The 18,352-nt window shown below is 69.0% G+C and carries 19 protein-coding genes; 6 read left to right on the top strand and 13 right to left on the bottom strand.

Translation table 11 applies throughout. The annotated features are described in order from the left end of the window. Positions 1 to 10: 10 nt before the first annotated feature. From ABZ434_RS09655 to ABZ434_RS09645, 3 genes are read left to right on the top strand one after another with little or no spacing between them, the layout of a single operon-like run. Positions 11 to 790, top strand: coding sequence for an ATP-binding cassette domain-containing protein (locus tag ABZ434_RS09655; protein ID WP_359133500.1), 780 nt, complete (start codon positions 11 to 13; stop codon positions 788 to 790). Positions 791 to 812: 22 nt separating this feature from the next. After that, positions 813 to 1,562, top strand: coding sequence for an ABC transporter permease (locus ABZ434_RS09650; protein ID WP_359133497.1), 750 nt, complete (start codon positions 813 to 815; stop codon positions 1,560 to 1,562). 13 nt (positions 1,563 to 1,575) lie between these two features. Next, positions 1,576 to 2,148 (top strand): cob(I)yrinic acid a,c-diamide adenosyltransferase, encoded by a 573-nt coding sequence (locus ABZ434_RS09645; protein WP_359133494.1) that lies wholly within the window; start codon positions 1,576 to 1,578, stop codon positions 2,146 to 2,148. 32 nt (positions 2,149 to 2,180) lie between these two features. Here ABZ434_RS09645 and ABZ434_RS09640 read toward each other — a convergent pair whose 3' ends face one another. Beyond that, positions 2,181 to 2,726, bottom strand: coding sequence for a hypothetical protein (locus tag ABZ434_RS09640; RefSeq protein WP_359133491.1), 546 nt, complete (start codon positions 2,724 to 2,726; stop codon positions 2,181 to 2,183). Positions 2,727 to 2,946: 220 nt separating this feature from the next. Between ABZ434_RS09640 and ABZ434_RS09635 the strand changes: the two genes are divergently transcribed. The 3 genes from ABZ434_RS09635 (at position 2,947) to ABZ434_RS09625 (ending at position 6,805) form a co-directional block, all read left to right on the top strand. Continuing rightward, positions 2,947 to 4,107 carry a histidine kinase gene (locus ABZ434_RS09635; protein WP_359133713.1) on the top strand — a complete coding sequence of 387 codons (1,161 nt, stop codon included), beginning with the start codon at positions 2,947 to 2,949 and terminating at the stop codon, positions 4,105 to 4,107. Continuing rightward, positions 4,104 to 4,754: a response regulator transcription factor gene (locus ABZ434_RS09630; RefSeq protein WP_359133488.1), complete on the top strand. Its 651-nt coding sequence runs from the start codon at positions 4,104 to 4,106 to the stop codon at positions 4,752 to 4,754. The genes ABZ434_RS09635 and ABZ434_RS09630 overlap by 4 nt, the downstream gene beginning before the upstream one ends. A 179-nt stretch (positions 4,755 to 4,933) precedes the next feature. Further along, positions 4,934 to 6,805, top strand: a complete 1,872-nt coding sequence (locus ABZ434_RS09625; protein ID WP_359133485.1) for a glycoside hydrolase family 18 chitinase — start codon at positions 4,934 to 4,936, stop codon at positions 6,803 to 6,805. 97 nt (positions 6,806 to 6,902) lie between these two features. On the opposite strand, the gene ABZ434_RS09620 is transcribed toward ABZ434_RS09625, so the two are convergent. The 12 genes from ABZ434_RS09620 to ABZ434_RS09565 all read right to left on the bottom strand — a co-directional run bounded on the left by ABZ434_RS09620 (position 6,903) and on the right by ABZ434_RS09565 (position 18,269). Next, on the bottom strand, positions 6,903 to 7,349 hold the full coding sequence (locus ABZ434_RS09620) for a DUF2550 domain-containing protein (RefSeq protein WP_359133710.1): 447 nt from the start codon (positions 7,347 to 7,349) through the stop codon (positions 6,903 to 6,905). Between the two features lie 140 nt (positions 7,350 to 7,489). Continuing rightward, positions 7,490 to 7,864: a F0F1 ATP synthase subunit epsilon gene (locus ABZ434_RS09615; RefSeq protein ID WP_359133483.1), complete on the bottom strand. Its 375-nt coding sequence runs from the start codon at positions 7,862 to 7,864 to the stop codon at positions 7,490 to 7,492. Positions 7,865 to 7,973: 109 nt separating this feature from the next. Beyond that, on the bottom strand, positions 7,974 to 9,416 hold the full coding sequence (gene atpD, locus ABZ434_RS09610) for a F0F1 ATP synthase subunit beta (RefSeq protein ID WP_136328753.1): 1,443 nt from the start codon (positions 9,414 to 9,416) through the stop codon (positions 7,974 to 7,976). Then, positions 9,416 to 10,333, bottom strand: coding sequence for a F0F1 ATP synthase subunit gamma (locus ABZ434_RS09605; protein WP_359133480.1), 918 nt, complete (start codon positions 10,331 to 10,333; stop codon positions 9,416 to 9,418). The genes atpD and ABZ434_RS09605 overlap by 1 nt, the downstream gene beginning before the upstream one ends. Positions 10,334 to 10,336: 3 nt before the next feature. Then, complete coding sequence (atpA, locus tag ABZ434_RS09600) at positions 10,337 to 11,908, bottom strand: F0F1 ATP synthase subunit alpha (protein ID WP_359133477.1); 1,572 nt, start codon at positions 11,906 to 11,908, stop codon at positions 10,337 to 10,339. Between the two features lie 140 nt (positions 11,909 to 12,048). Further along, positions 12,049 to 12,864: a F0F1 ATP synthase subunit delta gene (locus ABZ434_RS09595; RefSeq protein WP_359133475.1), complete on the bottom strand. Its 816-nt coding sequence runs from the start codon at positions 12,862 to 12,864 to the stop codon at positions 12,049 to 12,051. Next, positions 12,861 to 13,406: a F0F1 ATP synthase subunit B gene (locus ABZ434_RS09590; RefSeq protein WP_359133473.1), complete on the bottom strand. Its 546-nt coding sequence runs from the start codon at positions 13,404 to 13,406 to the stop codon at positions 12,861 to 12,863. The genes ABZ434_RS09595 and ABZ434_RS09590 overlap by 4 nt, the downstream gene beginning before the upstream one ends. Positions 13,407 to 13,443: 37 nt before the next feature. Then, a complete protein-coding gene (atpE, locus tag ABZ434_RS09585) occupies positions 13,444 to 13,692 on the bottom strand; it encodes an ATP synthase F0 subunit C (RefSeq protein WP_018102636.1) in 249 nt (82 codons plus the stop codon). A gap of 67 nt (positions 13,693 to 13,759) precedes the next feature. Next, positions 13,760 to 14,581: a F0F1 ATP synthase subunit A gene (gene atpB, locus ABZ434_RS09580; RefSeq protein ID WP_148020738.1), complete on the bottom strand. Its 822-nt coding sequence runs from the start codon at positions 14,579 to 14,581 to the stop codon at positions 13,760 to 13,762. Positions 14,582 to 14,807: 226 nt separating this feature from the next. Continuing rightward, positions 14,808 to 15,245 carry a hypothetical protein gene (locus ABZ434_RS09575; protein ID WP_327708806.1) on the bottom strand — a complete coding sequence of 146 codons (438 nt, stop codon included), beginning with the start codon at positions 15,243 to 15,245 and terminating at the stop codon, positions 14,808 to 14,810. A 259-nt stretch (positions 15,246 to 15,504) separates the two neighbouring features. Further along, positions 15,505 to 16,893 (bottom strand): MraY family glycosyltransferase, encoded by a 1,389-nt coding sequence (locus tag ABZ434_RS09570; RefSeq protein ID WP_359133470.1) that lies wholly within the window; start codon positions 16,891 to 16,893, stop codon positions 15,505 to 15,507. 110 nt (positions 16,894 to 17,003) lie between these two features. Beyond that, positions 17,004 to 18,269, bottom strand: coding sequence for a serine hydroxymethyltransferase (locus ABZ434_RS09565; RefSeq protein ID WP_359133468.1), 1,266 nt, complete (start codon positions 18,267 to 18,269; stop codon positions 17,004 to 17,006). Positions 18,270 to 18,352: the final 83 nt, after the last annotated feature.

Genomic DNA, 18,352 nt, shown 5'->3' with positions numbered 1-18,352 from the left:
TGTGGTCGCTATGCCAATCATCAGCACGTCCGGGCTCGCCCGGACCTTCGTCTCCAAGAGCGGTCCCGTGAAGGCCGTCCGTTCCCTCGACATGACGGTCGCGACCGGCGAGATCGTCGCCCTTCTCGGGCCCAACGGAGCGGGCAAGACCACCACCCTGCGCATGCTCACCACACTGCTCGCCCCCACCGGCGGCGCGGCGTCCGTCGCGGGCCGGGACCTGGTCGAGGACCCGGCCGGCGTACGGGAGAAGTGCGGGTACGTGGCCCAGTCGGGCGGGGTCGATCCCCACATCAGCGTCCGGGAGGAGCTGGTCACCCAGGGCCGGCTGTACCGGCTGGGCAAGGCGGCGGCCGCGGCCCGGGCCTCCGAACTCGCCGCCGAGCTGGGCCTGGGCGAGCTGCTCGACCGCAGGACGCTCACGCTCTCCGGCGGGCAGCGGCGGCGGCTCGACCTCGCGATGGGGCTCACCCACCGGCCGGCCGTGCTCTTCCTCGACGAGCCGACCACGGGGCTGGACCCGGGCAGCCGCACCGATCTGTGGGAGCTGGTGCGCCGGCTGCGCGACACGTACGGAACGACCGTCGTGCTCACCACCCACTACCTCGACGAGGCCGACGCGCTCGCCGACCGGCTCGTCGTCGTCGACGGCGGCCTGGTCGTGGCCGAGGGCACGCCCGCCGCCCTGAAGTCCCGCCACGCGGGTTCGCCCACCGCCTCGCTCCAGGACGCGTTCCTCGCGATCACCGGCCGCGCCCGCGCCGCCGACACCGCTCCCGTCGCCGTATAGCCCGACCGCTCAGAGGACTCCGATGCTTCTCCACGACACCGCGCTCGTCTTCGGGCGGTACGCCCGGCAGACCCTGCGCTCCAAGTTCCAGATCCTCTTCGGCATCCTCATGCCGCTGCTGTACCTGCTCTTCTTCGGCCCGCTGCTCACCGGCCTGCCGCTCGGCCGGGGCGGTGACTCCTGGCAGGTGCTGGTGCCCGGGCTGCTGCTCCAGCTCGGGCTGTTCGGTGCCTCGTTCACCGGCTTCGCCATCATCATCGACAAGTCGACAGGAGTGATGGAGCGGATGCGAGTCACCCCGGTCAGCCGGATGGCGCTGCTCCTGGGGCGGGTCCTGCGCGACGCGCTGCTGTTCATGTTCCAGGCGGTGCTGCTGGTGGTCGTCGCCTACCTCATGGGGCTGCGCGCGCCGCTGCCCGGCGTGCTGATCGGCTTCGCCTTCGTCGGCCTGCTGACGGTCTCCCTGGCCTCGCTGTCGTACGCGCTGGCCATGAAGGTCGGTACGCCGCAGGAGTTCGGACCGGTGATCAACTCGCTCACCATGCCGGCCATGCTGCTCTCCGGACTGATGCTGCCGATGACGCTGGGGCCGCGGTGGCTGGACGTACTGTCGCACTTCACGCCGCTGCGCTACCTCGTGGACGCGGTACGGGACGCGTACGTCGGGTCGTACGCGAGCACGCACATGCTCTACGGGGTACTCGTCTCGCTGGGCTTCGCGACGATCGCCGTGACAGTGGGCACACGCGTCTTCCGCAGGGCGGGAGCTTAACTAGGCTGACCGCATGGTCAATCTGACACGCATCTACACCCGCACCGGCGACCAGGGCACCACCGCCCTCGGGGACATGAGCCGGACCGCCAAGACCGATCTGAGGATCTCCGCGTACGCCGACACCAACGAGGCCAACGCGGTCATCGGTACGGCGATCGCGCTCGGGCAGCTGGGCGAGGACGTCGTCAAGGTCCTCGTCCGGGTGCAGAACGACCTGTTCGACGTGGGCGCGGACCTGTCGACGCCTGTCGTCGAGGAGCCGGAGTACCCGCCGCTGAGGGTCGAGCAGTTCTACGTCGACAAGCTGGAGGCGGACTGCGACCACTTTCTGGAGCAGGTGGAGAAGCTCCGCAGCTTCATCCTGCCGGGCGGCACCCCGGGCGCCGCGCTGCTGCACCAGGCCTGCACGGTGGTCCGGCGCGCGGAGCGTTCCACCTGGTCGGCGTTCGAGGTGCACGGCGAGGTCATGAATCCCCTGACGGCGACCTACCTCAACCGGCTCTCCGACCTGCTCTTCATCCTCGCGCGGGTGGCGAACAAGGAGGTCGGCGACGTCCTGTGGGTCCCGGGCGGCGAACGCTGAGGCGGGCCCGCCCGGCGACCGAGGACCACGCCTCAGCCGGGCGGGCCCGGAACCCGCTTGGGGAACAGCGTGTAGCTCGCGGCGATCACGAGGTTGATCCCGATCACGAAGAGCATCGTCTGCTGCCAGGACCGCAGCGACGCCGTGTCCCCGTCTCCCCCCACGTACCAGACCGCCGCCTGCAGCAGTGCGAGCGCCACCGCCGCGGCCACCGTCCACCGCCCGGCCACGCGCCACTCGTGGGCGGCCCGCGCCATCCCGTACTTCGGCGGCCTGACCGGCGGCGGGCCGCCCGCGAAACGGTGCGCGACCCGGGCGTCGATCCACTTGATGGTGGAGTGCCCGAGGCCGAGCGTGAAGCCGATGTACACCGCCGCCAGCCCGTGCCGCCAGCCCGGCTCGGCCCCGTTCTTCAGGTCGATGGCCGTCACCACCAGCAGGACCACCTCCAGCAGCGGCTCGCACAGCAGAACCGCGGCGCCCAGCCGCGGCTTCCTGGCCACGTAGCGCAGCGCGAGCCCCGCGGCCAGCAGAACCCAGAACGCGACCTCGCAGAGCACGATCAGTAGGACGATCACGGTCCTCTTCCTTTCCCTCCCTCCCAGCCTCGCGGCGCGGCCGGCCCGGGTCATCGCCCGCGATGACGAAAGCCCACTGCATCCTTCGATGTAGTGGCGGCTCGCTCCCGGTAAGGACGTGCGCCGCGGACGCGACGTGTTGGATGGGAGGGTGTTCTCTCCGGCCCGCCCCCGACTTCCGGCATGCGTCCGCCGTCCGGCCCCTCCCCACCGCAGCGACATCCTCATCGCGGTGATCGGACTGCTCGGCGGTACGGTCCTGTCGCTGCTCGGCCTGCACATGCAGAACGGCCGCCTCCTCGACGCCCCCTGGCTCGCGCTCGTCCCGCTCGTCGTGATGTCGGGGCTGGAACTGCTGCGCAGGAGCGCGCCGCAGACGGCACTGGTCATCGGCACGCTCGCGCTGATCGCGGACCAGTTCACGCGCGGGAACCTGGCGACCGTGCTGATGTTCACCGACCTCATGTACGCGGCCGTGCTGTACGGGACCCCGGCTGCCGCGCGCCGGATCCCGGTGACGACGTTCCTGATCACGGTCGGGGTCACGGTCGGCTTCCTGACCTGGTTCCGGAATGCCGAGGCACTGCTCATCGGCATCGTCACCGGGCTGGTCTCGTTCGTGCCCGCACTCACCGGGGTCAGCGTCCGCAACCACCGCGACGCCGCGGAGACCGCCCGGCTGCGGGCCGATCAGACCGCCCTGCTGGCCGAGATGGACCGCGCGCAGGCCGTGACCGCCGAACGCGCCCGGATGGCCCGCGAACTGCACGACATGGTCGCCAACCATCTCTCCGCGATCGCCATCCACTCCACCGCCGCGCTCTCCATCGACGACCCGGAGACCTCCCGCGACGCCCTCGGCGTCATCCGCGAGAACAGCGTCGACGGTCTGGCCGAAATGCGCCGTCTGATCGGGCTGTTGCGCACCGGTGCCGCCGATCTGGAGCCGAGCAGTTCGCCGACCCTCGGCTCGCTGGACGCGCTCATCGAGCAGCACCGCACGAACGCCGCCTCCAGCGGACTGACCTGCACCCTGGACGACACCCGCACCGATCCCGGCCGGCTGCCCGCACCGGTCGAGCTCGCCGCGTACCGCATCGTCCAGGAATCCCTCACCAACGCGCTCAAGCATGCCGCGCCGGGCCCGGTCACGGTGCGGCTCGGCCAGACCGGAGGGCAGCTGACCGTGGAGGTCGGCAGCGTCCTCGGGGACCGGCCAGGACCGCGCGCCCCGGGGTCGGGGGCCGGTCTGATCGGGATGCGGGAGCGGGTGGCGCTGCTCGGTGGGGAGTTCGAGGCGGGGCCCGTCTCCGGGGACGGGCCGGGAGTCTGGCAGGTACGGGCGCAACTGCCCGTGGAGGAAGGAAGAGTGAAGGAATGACGATCCGGGTTCTGGTCGCCGAGGACCAGTCGGCCGTTCGTGCGGGGCTGGTCCTCATCCTGGGCAGCGCACCGGACATCGAGGTCGTCGGCGAGGCGGGTGACGGCGAGGAGGCCGTCCGGCTGACCCGCGAACTGCGCCCCGATCTGGTGCTGATGGACATCCAGATGCCCCGGCTGGACGGGGTGTCCGCGACGAAGCAGGTGGTCGCGGAGCGGCTGGCGGACGTGCTGGTGCTCACGACGTTCGACCTGGACGAATACGTGTTCGGCGCACTGCGGGCCGGGGCGTCGGGCTTTCTGCTGAAGGACACCGAGGCGCGCGACCTGCTCGACGCGGTCCGTACGGTGGCGCGGGGCGAGGGGTCGATCGCCCCGTCGGTGACGCGCAGGCTGATCGCGGAGTTCGCCGGGACGACGCCGGCCCAGCCGCCGCAGGGCCCCGACCGGGCGGTCCTGGACGCACTCACCCGGCGCGAGCGCGAGGTGCTCAGCTGTCTCGGCGAGGGGATGTCGAACGCGGAGATCGCGGTGCGGTTGTCGATGGCCGAGGCGACGGTGAAGACGCACGTCAGCCGGTTGCTGGGAAAGCTGGAGCTGCGCAGCAGGGTCCAGGCGGCCGTGCTGGCACAGGAGTTGGGCGTCTGAGGTTTATCCACGCACAGCTGCGAACTTTGGTCTGGACCTCTTGACGATTGGTCCAGACCTTCCTAATGTCACCGAGCACACTGCGGTGAGCCCGCCATGACAAGGCGGGCTCAGGGCGGCGCAGGGTTTGCAGTCACCGAACCACCCCCGTTCGGCCGGACCCCACCCGAGGAGCACCGTTGAGCACTGAGACCCCCCGCCGGACCCGATTCAGACTCGGGGCCGGAAAAGCCACCAGATCCCGAGCAGTCGCGGGCCTCACCGCACTGCTCCTTCCGCTCGCCGCGATGGTCGGGCTCGCCTCCCCCGCCGAGGCCGCCACCTCCGCCACCGCCACATACGTCAAGAAGTCCGACTGGGGCACCGGCTTCGAGGGCCAGTGGACGGTGAAGAACACCGGGACCACCTCCCTGTCCTCCTGGACCATCGAGTGGGACTTCCCCTCCGGCACCGCGGTCGGCTCCGCCTGGGACGCCACCGTCACCAGCTCCGGAACCCACTGGACCGCCAAGAACCTCGGCTGGAACGGTACGGTCGCCCCCGGAGCCAGCATCAGCTTCGGCTTCAACGGCACCGGCTCCGGCGCCCCCGCCGGCTGCAAGCTGAACGGCGCCTCCTGTGACGGCGGCAGCGTCCCCGGCGACAACGCCCCCTCGGCGCCGGGCACTCCCACCGCGAGCGCCGTCACCGACACCTCGGCGAAGCTCAGCTGGAGCGCCGCCACCGACGACAAGGGCATCAAGAACTACGACGTCCTGCGGGACGGCGCGGTCATCGCCACGGTCACCGGCACCACGTACACGAACACCGGCCTCACCGCGGGTACCGACTACTCGTACTCCGTGAAGGCCCGCGACACCGCCGACCAGACCGGTCCGGCCAGCGGCGCGGTCAAGGTGCACACCACCGGCGGCGGTGGCACCGACCCCGGCACCGGCTCCAAGGTCAACCTCGGCTACTTCGCCGAGTGGGGCGTCTACGGCCGCAACTACCACGTCAAGAACCTGGACACCTCCGGTTCGGCCGCGAAGATCACGCACATCAACTACGCCTTCGGCAACGTCCAGGGCGGCAAGTGCACCATCGGTGACTCCTACGCCGACTACGACAAGGCCTACACCGCCGACCAGTCCGTCGACGGCGTCGCCGACACCTGGGACCAGCCCCTGCGCGGCAGCTTCAACCAGCTGCGCAAGCTCAAGGCGAAGTACCCGCACATCAAGGTCCTGTGGTCCTTCGGCGGCTGGACCTGGTCCGGCGGCTTCGGCCAGGCCGCACAGAACCCGGCCGCTTTCGCCCAGTCCTGCTACGACCTGGTGGAGGACCCGCGCTGGGCCGACGTCTTCGACGGCATCGACATCGACTGGGAGTACCCCAACGCCTGCGGTCTGACCTGTGACACCAGTGGCCCGGCGTCGCTCAAGGCCCTCACCTCCGCGCTGCGCACCAAGTTCGGCAGCAGCAACCTGGTGACCGCCGCGATCACGGCTGACGGTTCCGCGGGCGGCAAGATCGACCTGGCCGACTACGCGGGCGCCGCGCAGTCGCTGAACTGGTACAACGTGATGACGTATGACTTCTTCGGCGCCTGGGACGCGAAGGGCCCGACGGCCCCGCACTCCCCGCTCACGTCGTACAGCGGCATCCCGAAGGCCGGCTTCACCGCCACCGAGGCCATCGCCAAGCTGAAGGCGCAGGGTGTTCCCGCATCGAAGCTGCTGCTCGGCATCGGCTTCTACGGCCGCGGCTGGACCGGTGTCACCCAGGACGCACCCGGCGGCACCGCGACCGGCGCGGCCCCCGGCACGTACGAGGCGGGCATCGAGGACTACAAGGTCCTCAAGAACAGCTGCCCCGCGACCGGCACCATCGCCGGCACCGCGTACGCGCACTGCGGCACCAACTGGTGGAGCTACGACACCCCGGCCACCATCTCGTCCAAGATGACCTGGGCGAAGAACCAGGGCCTGGGAGGCGCGTTCTTCTGGGAGTTCAGCGGGGACACCAGCAACGGTGAGCTCGTGAGCGCGATGAACAGCGGACTCAAGTAGTCCCCAGCGCGCGGCTCGTCGCGTAGCCCCCCGAAAAACGCCGGGGAGACAGGTCCGCCCCCTGTCTCCCCGGTTTTCGTATGCCGTACTCGTGGCCTCAGGCCACGTTCACCCTCTGGCCGGGCGGTGCCGCCTCCAGCCAGGCGAGGAATCCGGTGAGTGCGTCCTCGCTCATCGCCAGCTCCAGGCGGGTCTCCCGGTGGAGACAGCCGAGCACGACGGCGTCGGAGAGCAGTGCGAGCTCCTCCTCGCCCTCGGGCAGCCGACGGGCGACCACCTCGATCGAGGAGCGCTCCAGCACCCGGCGCGGGCGCGGGGAGTAGCTGAAGACCCGGAACCAGTTCACCTTGTCGCCGCTGTACCGGGCGACTCCGTACACCCAGCCCTTGCCCGAGAGATCGGGCTCCGCCGGCACATCCCAGCGCAGGCTGCAGTCGAAGGTCCCGCCGGAGCGCTGAATCAGCCGCCGGCGCAGACCGAAGACGAAGAGCCCCATCAGGACCAGTGCGATGACGAGCCCGCCCACCCACAGCGCGAGGAACATCTCCACCGACCTCCTCGCGTCATCGAGTAAACGGATACCGCCCGGACTTCACCTGCACCTGCATCGCCTCAGCCGCGACACGGTCTGGAGGGGTCTCCAGCTCGGGCCGCGGCTGAGGGTAAAGCCGTTTCGCGGGGTGACTAGTGCACCGCCACCGCACGCAGTCGCACATCGGCGCGGCGCTCAGCAGCGCTGTCCGTGTCCGACTTCGCACGCTCGAACGCACGCTCAGCGCGCTCGACATCGATCTCGTCCGCCAGCTCGGCAATCTCCGCCAGCAGCGAGAGCTTGTCGTCGGCGAAGGAGATGAATCCACCGTGCACCGCGGCGACGACAGTGCCGCCGTCGCTCGTACGGATCGTCACCGGGCCCGATTCCAGCACACCCAGGAGCGGCTGGTGACCGGGCATGACGCCGATGTCGCCGGACGTGGTACGTGCGACAACGAGGGTGGCCTCGCCGGACCAGACACTGCGGTCCGCGGCGACCAGCTCGACATGCAGCTCAGCAGCCAAGGGTGGCTCCTCGGGTCACCACCCGGCGGTCGTGCCGGGTGTTGGGTCAATTCTACGGGGCGTGGTGAGGGGGGCGGGACACACCCACCCCCCTCGGTGAGCCGGAGGCTCAGGAGACGCCGAGCTCCTTGGCGTTGGCCTTCAGGTCCTCGATGCCACCGCACATGAAGAACGCCTGCTCGGGGAAGTGGTCGTACTCCCCGTCACAGATCGCGTTGAACGCGGCGATCGACTCGTCGAGCGGAACGTCCGAACCGTCCAGGCCGGTGAACTGCTTGGCGGCGTGGGTGTTCTGCGACAGGAAGCGCTCGACGCGACGGGCACGGTGGACAACGAGCTTGTCCTCCTCGCCCAGCTCGTCGATACCGAGGATCGCGATGATGTCCTGGAGGTCCTTGTACTTCTGCAGGATCCCCTTGACGCGGCTGGCCGTGTCGTAGTGGTCCTGCGCGATGTAACGCGGGTCCAGGATGCGGGACGTGGAGTCCAGCGGGTCCACGGCCGGGTAGATGCCCTTCTCGGAGATCGGACGGGAAAGAACCGTCGTCGCGTCGAGGTGGGCGAACGTGGTGGCCGGGGCCGGGTCGGTCAGGTCGTCCGCGGGGACGTAGATCGCCTGCATCGAGGTGATCGAGTGACCACGCGTCGAGGTGATGCGCTCCTGGAGCACACCCATCTCGTCGGCCAGGGTCGGCTGGTAACCCACCGCGGACGGCATGCGGCCGAGCAGCGTGGAGACCTCGGAACCGGCCTGCGTGAAGCGGAAGATGTTGTCGATGAAGAGCAGCACGTCCTGCTTCTGCACATCGCGGAAGTACTCCGCCATGGTCAGGGCGGACAGCGCCACGCGAAGACGCGTGCCCGGCGGCTCGTCCATCTGGCCGAAGACCAGCGCGGTCTTCTCCAGAACGCCCGAGTCCGTCATCTCGTCGATGAGGTCGTTGCCCTCACGGGTGCGCTCACCGACGCCGGCGAACACCGACACACCGTCGTGCAGCTTCGCCACACGCATGATCATTTCCTGGATGAGGACCGTCTTGCCGACGCCCGCACCACCGAACAGACCGATCTTGCCGCCCTTGACGTACGGGGTCAGCAGGTCGACGACCTTCAGGCCGGTCTCGAACATCTCGGTCTTGGACTCGAGCTGGTCGAAGGCCGGGGCCTTGCGGTGGATCGGCCAGCGCTCGGTGATCTGAGCCTCGGCCTCCGGCTCGTTCAGGATCTGGCCGAGGGTGTTGAACACCTTGCCCTTGGTGATGTCACCGACGGGGACGGTGATGCCCGCACCCGTGTCGGTCACCGGGGCCTGGCGGACCAGACCGTCGGTGGGCTGCATCGAGATCGCGCGGACCACGCCGTCACCCAGGTGCTGGGCGACTTCGAGGGTCAGCGTCTTACGAGCGCCGGCCTCGGCCGGGTCGTCGACCTCGACGTGCAGGGCGTTGTAGATCTCCGGCATCGCGTCGACGGGGAACTCCACGTCGACGACCGGGCCGATGACCCGGGCGACGCGGCCCGTGGCAGCGGCCGTCTCAACTGTCGTCGTCATTACTTGTCACTCCCCGCGGACGCGTCGGCCAGCGCACCTGCACCGCCGACGATCTCGCTGATTTCCTGGGTGATTTCGGCCTGGCGGGCCGCGTTGGCAAGCCGGGAGAGGCTCTTGATCAGATCCCCGGCATTGTCGGTCGCCGACTTCATCGCGCGGCGGCGGGCGGCGTGCTCGGAAGCGGCAGCCTGCAGCAGTGCGTTGTAGATGCGGCTCTCGACGTAGCGCGGCAGAAGGGCGTCGAGGACGTCCTCCGCCGACGGCTCGAAGTCGAACAGGGGAAGGATCTCGTCCTTCTCCACGCTCTCCTTCGCGACCTCGTCGATCGAGAGGGGCAGCATCCGGCCGTCGACCGCGTTCTGCGTCATCATCGACACGAACTCGGTGAAGACGATGTGCAGCTCGTCGACGCCGCCCTCGGCCGTGTCCTTCTGGATGGACTCGATCAGGGGCGCGGCGATCTTCTTGGCGTCCGCGTACTCCGGGCTGTCGGTGAAGCCGGTCCACGACTCCGCGACCTTGCGCTCACGGAACCCGTAGTAGGCGACACCCTTGCGGCCGACGATGTACGTGTCGACCTCCTTGCCCTCGGCCGCCAGCCGCTCCCGCAGCCTCTCCGCGGCCTTGATGGCGTTGGAGGAGTAGCCGCCGGCCAGACCGCGGTCGCTCGTGAGGAGCAGGACCGCGGCCCGGACCGGGGACTCGGCCTCGGTGGTGAGCGGGTGCTTGGTGTTGGAGCCGGTCGCCACCGCGGTCACCGCACGGGTGAGCTCGGTCGCGTACGGCATCGACGCCGTCACCTTGCGCTGCGCCTTGACGATGCGCGAGGCGGCGATCATCTCCATCGCCTTGGTGATCTTCTTGGTCGCGGTGACGGCTTGGATGCGGCGCTTGTAAACGCGAAGCTGAGCGCCCATCGATCAGCCCTCGCCCAGGAGCTTGCCGTCCGAGGTCTCGAACTGCTGCTTGAAGGCGGCGATCGCGTCGGCGACCGACTGCAGCGTGTCGTCGGACATCTTGCCGCCCTCGGCGATGCTGGTCAGGAGGTCCTTGCGCTCACGGCGCAGGTACTCCAGCAGCTCGCTCTCGAAGCGGCGGATGTCCTCGACCGGGACGTCGTCCATCTTGCCGGTGGTGCCGGCCCAGACGGAGACGACCTGCTCCTCCATCGGGAACGGGGCGTACTGCGGCTGCTTCAGCAGCTCGACCATGCGCTTGCCGCGCTCCAGCGACGCCTTGGAGGCCGCGTCCAGGTCGGAACCGAAGGCGGCGAACGCCTCCAGCTCACGGAACTGGGCGAGGTCCACGCGAAGACGGCCGGAGACCTGCTTCATGGCCTTGTGCTGGGCGGAGCCACCGACTCGGGAGACCGAGATACCGACGTTGAGCGCCGGACGCTGACCCGCGTTGAACAGGTCGGACTCCAGGAAGCACTGGCCGTCGGTGATGGAGATGACGTTGGTCGGGATGAACGCCGACACGTCGTTCGCCTTGGTCTCGACGATCGGGAGGCCCGTCATCGAACCGGCGCCCATGTCGTCGGAGAGCTTGGCGCAGCGCTCCAGCAGACGCGAGTGCAGGTAGAAGACGTCGCCCGGGTAGGCCTCACGGCCCGGCGGACGGCGCAGCAGAAGCGACACGGCGCGGTAGGCGTCGGCCTGCTTCGACAGGTCGTCGAAGATGATCAGAACGTGCTTGCCGTCGTACATCCAGTGCTGGCCGATGGCCGAGCCGGTGTACGGCGCCAGGTACTTGAAGCCGGCCGGGTCGGACGCCGGGGCGGCGACGATGGTCGTGTACTCGAGCGCGCCGGCCTCTTCCAGGGCACCTCGCACGGAGGCGATGGTGGAGCCCTTCTGACCGATGGCGACGTAGATGCAGCGCACCTGCTTGTTCACGTCGCCCGAGCGCCAGTTGTCGCGCTGGTTGATGATCGTGTCGACGGCCAGAGCGGTCTTACCCGTCTGACGGTCGCCGATGATCAGCTGACGCTGGCCGCGGCCGATCGGCACCATGGCGTCGACGGCCTTGTAGCCGGTCTGCATCGGCTCGTGCACCGACTTACGGACCATGACGCCAGGGGCCTGCAGCTCGAGGGCGCGGCGGCCTTCGGTCGCGATCTCGCCGAGGCCGTCGATCGGGTTGCCGAGCGGGTCGACGACGCGGCCGAGGTAGCCCTCGCCGACGCCGACGGAGAGCACCTCACCGGTGCGCTGCACCGGCTGGCCCTCCTCGATTCCGCTGAACTCGCCGAGGACGATCGCACCGATCTCGCGCTCTTCGAGGTTGAGGGCGAGACCGAGGGTTCCGTCCTCGAACTTCAGCAGTTCGTTCGCCATGGCGGAGGGCAGGCCCTCCACCTTTGCGATGCCGTCGCCGGCAACGCTGACCGTTCCGACCTCCTCGCGCGAGGCCGCGTCCGGCTGGTACGACTGGACAAAGTTATCCAGTGCGTCCCGGATCTCCTCCGGCCGGATCGTGAGCTCCGCCATCTGGGTTCCCTGCTCTCCTTGTTGGGCCCGAAGTTTCTTAAGGGGGTCTGGGGGCCGACCCCCAGGAATCTTCTGCAATTTCTGCACGGCCCAACCGGGCCGCTGGTCTTGCTCTGTTCTGTTTGGTACGCCGCGCCGGGTCAGCCGGCCATGCGACGGGTCGCCTCGTCGAGGCGCTCCGCGATGCTGCCGTTGATGACCTCGTCGCCGACCCGCACCACGATCCCGCCGAGGACCTCGGGGTCCACGTCGAGGCTCAGGTGCATCTGCCGGCCGTAGATCTTCGCCAGGGCGGCGCTGAGACGCTGCTTCTGCCGGTCGCTGAGCGGCACGGCCGAGGTGACGACCGCGACGACACGGTCCCGGCGCTCCGCGGCGAGCTTGGAGAGGGACTCGAGTCCCGCTTCCAGGCTACGTCCCCGGGGCTGGGTGACAAGCCGCACGACGAGGCGCTCGGTGGTGGGCCGCGCCTTTCCGCCGAGCAGGCTGCGCAGCAGCTCGCCCTTGGCGGCGGGGGTCGCGGTCCGGCTGGTGAGCGCGGAGCGCAGCTCGGTGTCCGAGGCCACGATCCGGCCGAACCGGAACAGCTCGTCCTCGACGTCGTCGAGGTCTCCGCTGCGCTGGGCGGCGGTGAGGTCTGCGATGTTCGCCAGTTCCTCGACCGAGTCGACCAGGTCACGCGACTGCGACCAGCGCGAGCGGACCATGCCGGAGACCAGGTCGAGGGCTTCGCCGCCCACCTGGCCGCCGAGCAGCCGCCCGGCCAGCTCGGCCCTGGCCTCGCCGGCCTGCGCCGGGTCGGTCAGGACCCGGCGCAGCGACACCTCGCGGTGCAGCAGCGACGTGACGCCGGCCAGGTCCTCGGCGAGCTTCGCCGCGTCGACCGACGTGTTGTCGGTCAGTGCGTCGAGGCGCTCGCGTGCGGCAGCCAGTGCCTCGCGGCTCGCGCTGTTCATCGGACTGCCTCGGCCTTCGCCTCGAGCTCGTCGAGGAACCGGTCGACGGTGCCGCTCTGCCGGGCGTGGTCCTCGAGGGACTCACCGACGAGCTTGCCGGCCAGGGTGGTGGCGAGCTTGCCCACGTCCTGACGCAGCGCCGAAGCTGCGGCCTTGCGGTCGGCCTCGATCTGGGCGTGGCCGGCAGCGACGATCTCCTCGCGCTGCCGCTGGCCTTCCGCCCTCATTTCCTGCAGGATCACGGCGCCCTGCTCCTGCGCCTCCTGGCGCAGACGAGCGGCTTCGTGGCGGGCCTCGGCGAGCTGAGCCTTGTACTGCTCAAGAACGCTCTGGGCCTCGGTCTGGGCCGCATCGGCCTTTTCGATACCGCCTTCGATGGCCTCGCGGCGCTCTTCCAGAACCTTGTTGATGTTCGGGAGGAGCTTCTTGGCGAGGAAGCCGAAGACGATGACGAAAGCGATGAGGCCAATGACGAGCTCAGGGATCGGCGGGATGAGCGGGTTTTCCGCTTCCTCCGCCGCGAGCTGAACCAGGGGGTTCACGTCAGTGCCTTCCGTCGAATGGGCTGTTCGCGACCGGTCAGGAGGTCGGGTAGACGAACGGCATGACCAGACCGATCAGGGCGAGCGCCTCACAGAAGGCGAAGCCGAGAATCTGGTTGGCGCGGATGAGACCGGCAGCCTCGGGCTGACGGGCCAGCGCCTGGGTGCCGTTACCGAAGATGATGCCGATGCCGACGCCGGGGCCGATCGCGGCGAGGCCGTAACCGATCGAGCCGAGGTTGCCCTTGATTTCGACGCCGGCGGCGAGGGTCTGGAGAGCGGACATGCCGGTTCTTCCTTCTCTTTCAATGTCCGGTGGGGGTTGGCCACCGGGTGCTTCAGGAGGTGGGTGCTCAGTGGCCCTTGGCGAGAGCGCCCTGGACGTAGCTGCAGGCCAGCAGCACGAACACATAGGCCTGGACAGCCTGGATGAAGAGTTCGAAGGCGGTCATCACGATGACCATCACGAACGACACGCCTGCGTAGGCGAAGCCGATGCCGTTGAGCAGGTACCAGCTGGCGATCGTGAAGAGCAGCAGGAGCGTGTGCCCCGCGAACATGTTCGCGAACAGTCGGACCGCGTGCGTGAACGGCCGGACCAGCAGGTTCGAGAAGAACTCGATGGTCATCGAGAGCGGCAGGACCCCGCCGAGGCTCTTGTCGTAGCCCGTGAAGTTCTTGAACGCTCCGACGAAACCGTGCTTCTTGAAGGTCAGGACGACCCACAGGATGTAGACGATCCCGGCGAGCGCCGCCGGATACGAAATGATCGCCGTCACGGGGAACTGGGCAACCGGAATGATGGACCAGAGGTTCATCATCCAGATGACGAAGAACAGGGAGACCATCAGCGGGACGTACTTCTCGCCGTCCTTCTTGCCGATCGTCTCGTAGACGATGCCGCGGCGGACGAAGTCGTATCCGGCCTCGGCCACCATCTGAAGCTTGCCGGGCACCAACTTCGGCTTACGGAAGGCGGCCCAGAAGAAGCCAACGATGATGACCGAGCCGAGCAGGGCCAGCAGCATCGTCTTGTTGAAGTACAAGTTGCTGTCCGCATCGCCCCAGAGGGGCTCGAACAGGAACGAGTGCAGGCCGGGTGCCGGGAAACCACAACCGTCGAAGATGTGGCAATCGGTCTCGAAGGCGAGCACCTGTGTCGGGTCAGCACTCACCGCGGGCTCCTTCAGCGTGGCGCATAGGTACGGCAACCTCGTTGTGTCGGCGCGGCGCGCAGCCGCGGTTCGGCACTGGACTGGTGTTTCGGATGTGTGAGCGGCGGTCAGGCATTTGAGCCTCGCGATCGAGCAGGCGTCAGCTCACATGCCCGCGCCCGCAGTGCCGCAGTTGGAACCGGACGATAGCAGGGTCTCGAACCTGCACTTATCCCGCCCCTACCCTTCACGCTGCGGACCCCGGCTTCTTGGGCTTTTCGTCCTTGTCGGACTCGGGTTCCACGTAAAGGATCTTGGCCTTCATGTGCGCACGCGCCTGTGCGCCGATCCACACGAGTGTCGTCACGACCAGAGTGATCGCGAAGGCCTTCGGGTTGAACAGCGAGGTGTTCTTGAATACGGCGACGAAGATGAACAGCAGCAGGAGTTGCGCCGTGTACAGCGCGAGCCCCATCGCCTGGAAGAGGTGAGGCATGGACCGGGCGGTCCGTTGCAGGACCACCAGTCCGATCCCCATGAAGAGGATGACCACGATCGTCGCAACGATCGCGCCCAGGGCTCCCTTGCCACCGGCGACGCCAGCACTGATCGCGGCGGCGACTGCGCCGGCGACAGCGGTGGGTACGGCGGTCTGGAGGAGAGTCCGGACGTCGTTGGACGGCATGGCGGCAGCTCCGCTTGCTGGGGGTGGGCAGTGTGTCGTCATGGACGAGCGTAGGCCCGGTCCGAGTCGATGCCTCGGGCCAATGGACCGTGCTACTCAGGTCCTTCGGCTCTGTCACCGGGCTTCGTGAACGGTATCACAAACTATTTGATGAGGTCTTTACCTAGAAAGTGTGCTTGCTGTCACACGTGAGAGCTAATCAGCCCGTGTGAGCAGGACAACGCAACGACTTGTCTGGTATTGCCCCTTGGTGCCCGAATCATCGACGCGTCGAGTCGGCCTTGCGCCGGTCCGCGAAGCGCGAACGGTGGCCGATCGCGGTCGCTCCGTTGACGCCGGACACCCCTGCGGCGATCGGGGCCTGCGGCGCGGGCTCGCGCCCGTCCTGCCCCATCTGATCATCCTGGGCCCCCTGTTGGCTCTCCAGGGGCTGTGACGGCTGCACCCCGGCTTCCGCCTCCCGCCGCCGTCGGCGGCGGTACCTCGGCGGCACGAAGCGCTCCGCCCATCGCGGGGCCCGCGGGGTGAACCGGGGCATCAGCAGCAGGATCAGGCCGAGCGCGCTCAGCCCCACGATCAGGAGCACGATCCACATCGACGTCGAGTGCACCGAGTAGCCGACCGCCCCGAAGGCGATCAGGGCCGACCAGAAGTACATGATCAGCACCGACCGGCTGTGCGAATGGCCGATCTCCAGGAGCCGGTGGTGCAGGTGGCCGCGGTCCGCGGCGAACGGCGACTGGCCGTTCCACGTGCGCCGCACGATGGCGAGCACCAGGTCCGCCGCCGGGATGGCGATGATCGTCAGCGGCAGGAGCAGCGGGATGAAGACCGGCAGCATCGCGTGGGTCGCCTGCCGTTCGCTTCCCGCGAAGAGCTTCATCGCGTCCGGGTCGACCTGTCCCGTGACGGAGATCGCGCCGGCGGCGAGGACCAGGCCGATCAGCATCGACCCGGAGTCCCCCATGAAGATCCGCGCGGGATGCATGTTGTGCGGCAGGAAGCCGAGGCACATGCCCATCAGGATCGCCGTGAAGAGCGTCGCGGGAGCCGCGGCCTCGATCCCGTACCCGTACCAGAGCCGGTAGGTGTAGAGGAAGAGCGCGGCCGAGGCGATGCACACCATGCCGGCCGCCAGCCCGTCCAGGCCGTCGACGAAGTTGACCGCGTTGATGGTGATGACGACGAGCGCCACCGTCAGCAGCGTGCCCTGCCACTGGGTGAGCGGGACCGTGCCGACGCCCGGGATCGGCAGCCACAGGATGGTGAGGCCCTGGAGCACCATGACGGCCGCGGCGATCATCTGCCCGCCCAGCTTGATCAGCGCGTCGATCTCGAACTTGTCGTCCAGGACGCCGATCAGCCAGATCAGGGCCGCTCCGGAGAGCAGCGCCCGCGGTTCGTTGGAGAGCTCGAAGACGCCGTCGAGGTTGGCCAGGTGATCGGCAACGATCAACCCGGCGCACAGCCCGCCGAACATGGCGATGCCGCCGAGCCTCGGTGTCGGTTCGCGGTGGACGTCGCGCGCACGGATCGCGGGCATCGCCCCGACCGCGATGGCGAACTTACGCACCGGGCCGGTGAGCAGATACGTCACCGCGGCCGTGACACAGAGCGTCAGCAAGTAATCACGCACGGGCTGCCCCATAAATGTCGCCGGCCATCTCAGCCCACACCTTAACTAGGCCGGGCTCATGGTTGAGGACACAGAGGTCCCCGCGATGGTTGCACAGGCAGTCACCATTGCGGACATGTGGTTCATTTCACCTCCGGGTAGGGAGGATGTTGCGCCGCCATCTCCCGCACCTCCGCGAGGACGTCCCCCTCCTCGCGGACCGCGGACCCCATCAGCACCGCGAGGCGCGCCATGTCGGTGTCGTCCATGCCCTGGGTGGTCACGGCCGCGGTGCCGAGCCGGATGCCCCGCGCGTCCCCGTACGGGAGCGCGCACGTGTCCAGCACCAGGCCGGCGGCGGCCAGCCGGGCCCGGGCGGTGGGGCCGTCGGCGCCCAGCGGGGCCGGGTCGGCGACGATCAGGTGGGTGTCCGTCCCCCCGGTGGTGACGTCGAAGCCCTCGGCCTCCAGCCCGGCCGCCAGGACCCGGGCGTGGTTCACCACGTGGTGGGCGTACGCGGCGAAGGCGGGCGCGGCCGCCTCCCCGAACGCGACGGCCTTCGCCGCCACCGTGTGCATCTGGGCCCCGCCCTGCGTGAAGGGGAAGACGGCCCGGTCGATCCGCTCCGCCAGCTCCGCCCCGCACAGGATCATGCCGCCGCGCGGCCCGCGCAGCACCTTGTGCGTGGTGGCGCAGACCACGTCCGCGTACGGCACGGGGTTCGGCGCCGCTCCCCCGGCGATCAGGCCCATCGGGTGCGCGGCGTCGGCGATGAGGTACGCGCCCACCTCGTCGCAGATCTCCCGGAACACCTCGTGGTCGGGATGGCGGGGATAGGAGATCGAGCCGCTGACGATCGCCTTGGGCCGGTGAGTGCGGGCCAGGGAACGGACCTGGTCGTAGTCGATCAGCCCGCTCTCGGAGTCCACCCCGTAGCCGATGAACTCGAACCAGCGGCCGGAGAAGTTGGCGGGCGAGCCGTGCGTGAGGTGACCGCCGTACGGGAGCCCCATCGCGAGCACCGTGTCGCCGGGCCGCAGCAGCGCCGCGTACGCCGCGAGGACGGCCGAGGATCCGGAGTGCGGCTGCACATTGGCGTGCTCCGCGCCGAAGAGCGAGGTGGCGCGGCGGATCGCGATGCGTTCGGCGGCGTCCGCCTGCTCGCAGCCGCCGTGGTGACGGGCGCCGGGGTACCCCTCGGCGTACTTGTTCGCGAGCGGGGAGCCAAGGGCCGCCAGGACTGCGGGCGAGGTGAAGTTCTCCGCCGCGGTCAGCTGCAGGGTGCCGGACTGGCGGTGGAGCTCACCCACCAGGACATCGGCGATCTCCGGATCCTCCCGGAGCAGGGCGTCGAAGTCCTGCGGCAGGGCGGCGACGGCGGAGGGTGCGGAAGCGGTGGTGACCGGCATCGGGGGCTCCGGGCCTGGGGAGGGGTGACGTCCGGGGAGGGGTGACGCCAGCTCCAATGTAGGCCCGGGGCAGGTCCGCTGCC

This window comes from Streptomyces sp. NPDC005761, assembly GCF_040630635.1.
In the GTDB taxonomy this organism is placed as follows: Bacteria; Actinomycetota; Actinomycetes; order Streptomycetales; family Streptomycetaceae; genus Streptomyces.
This window is presented reverse-complemented; position numbering and strand designations above follow the sequence as displayed.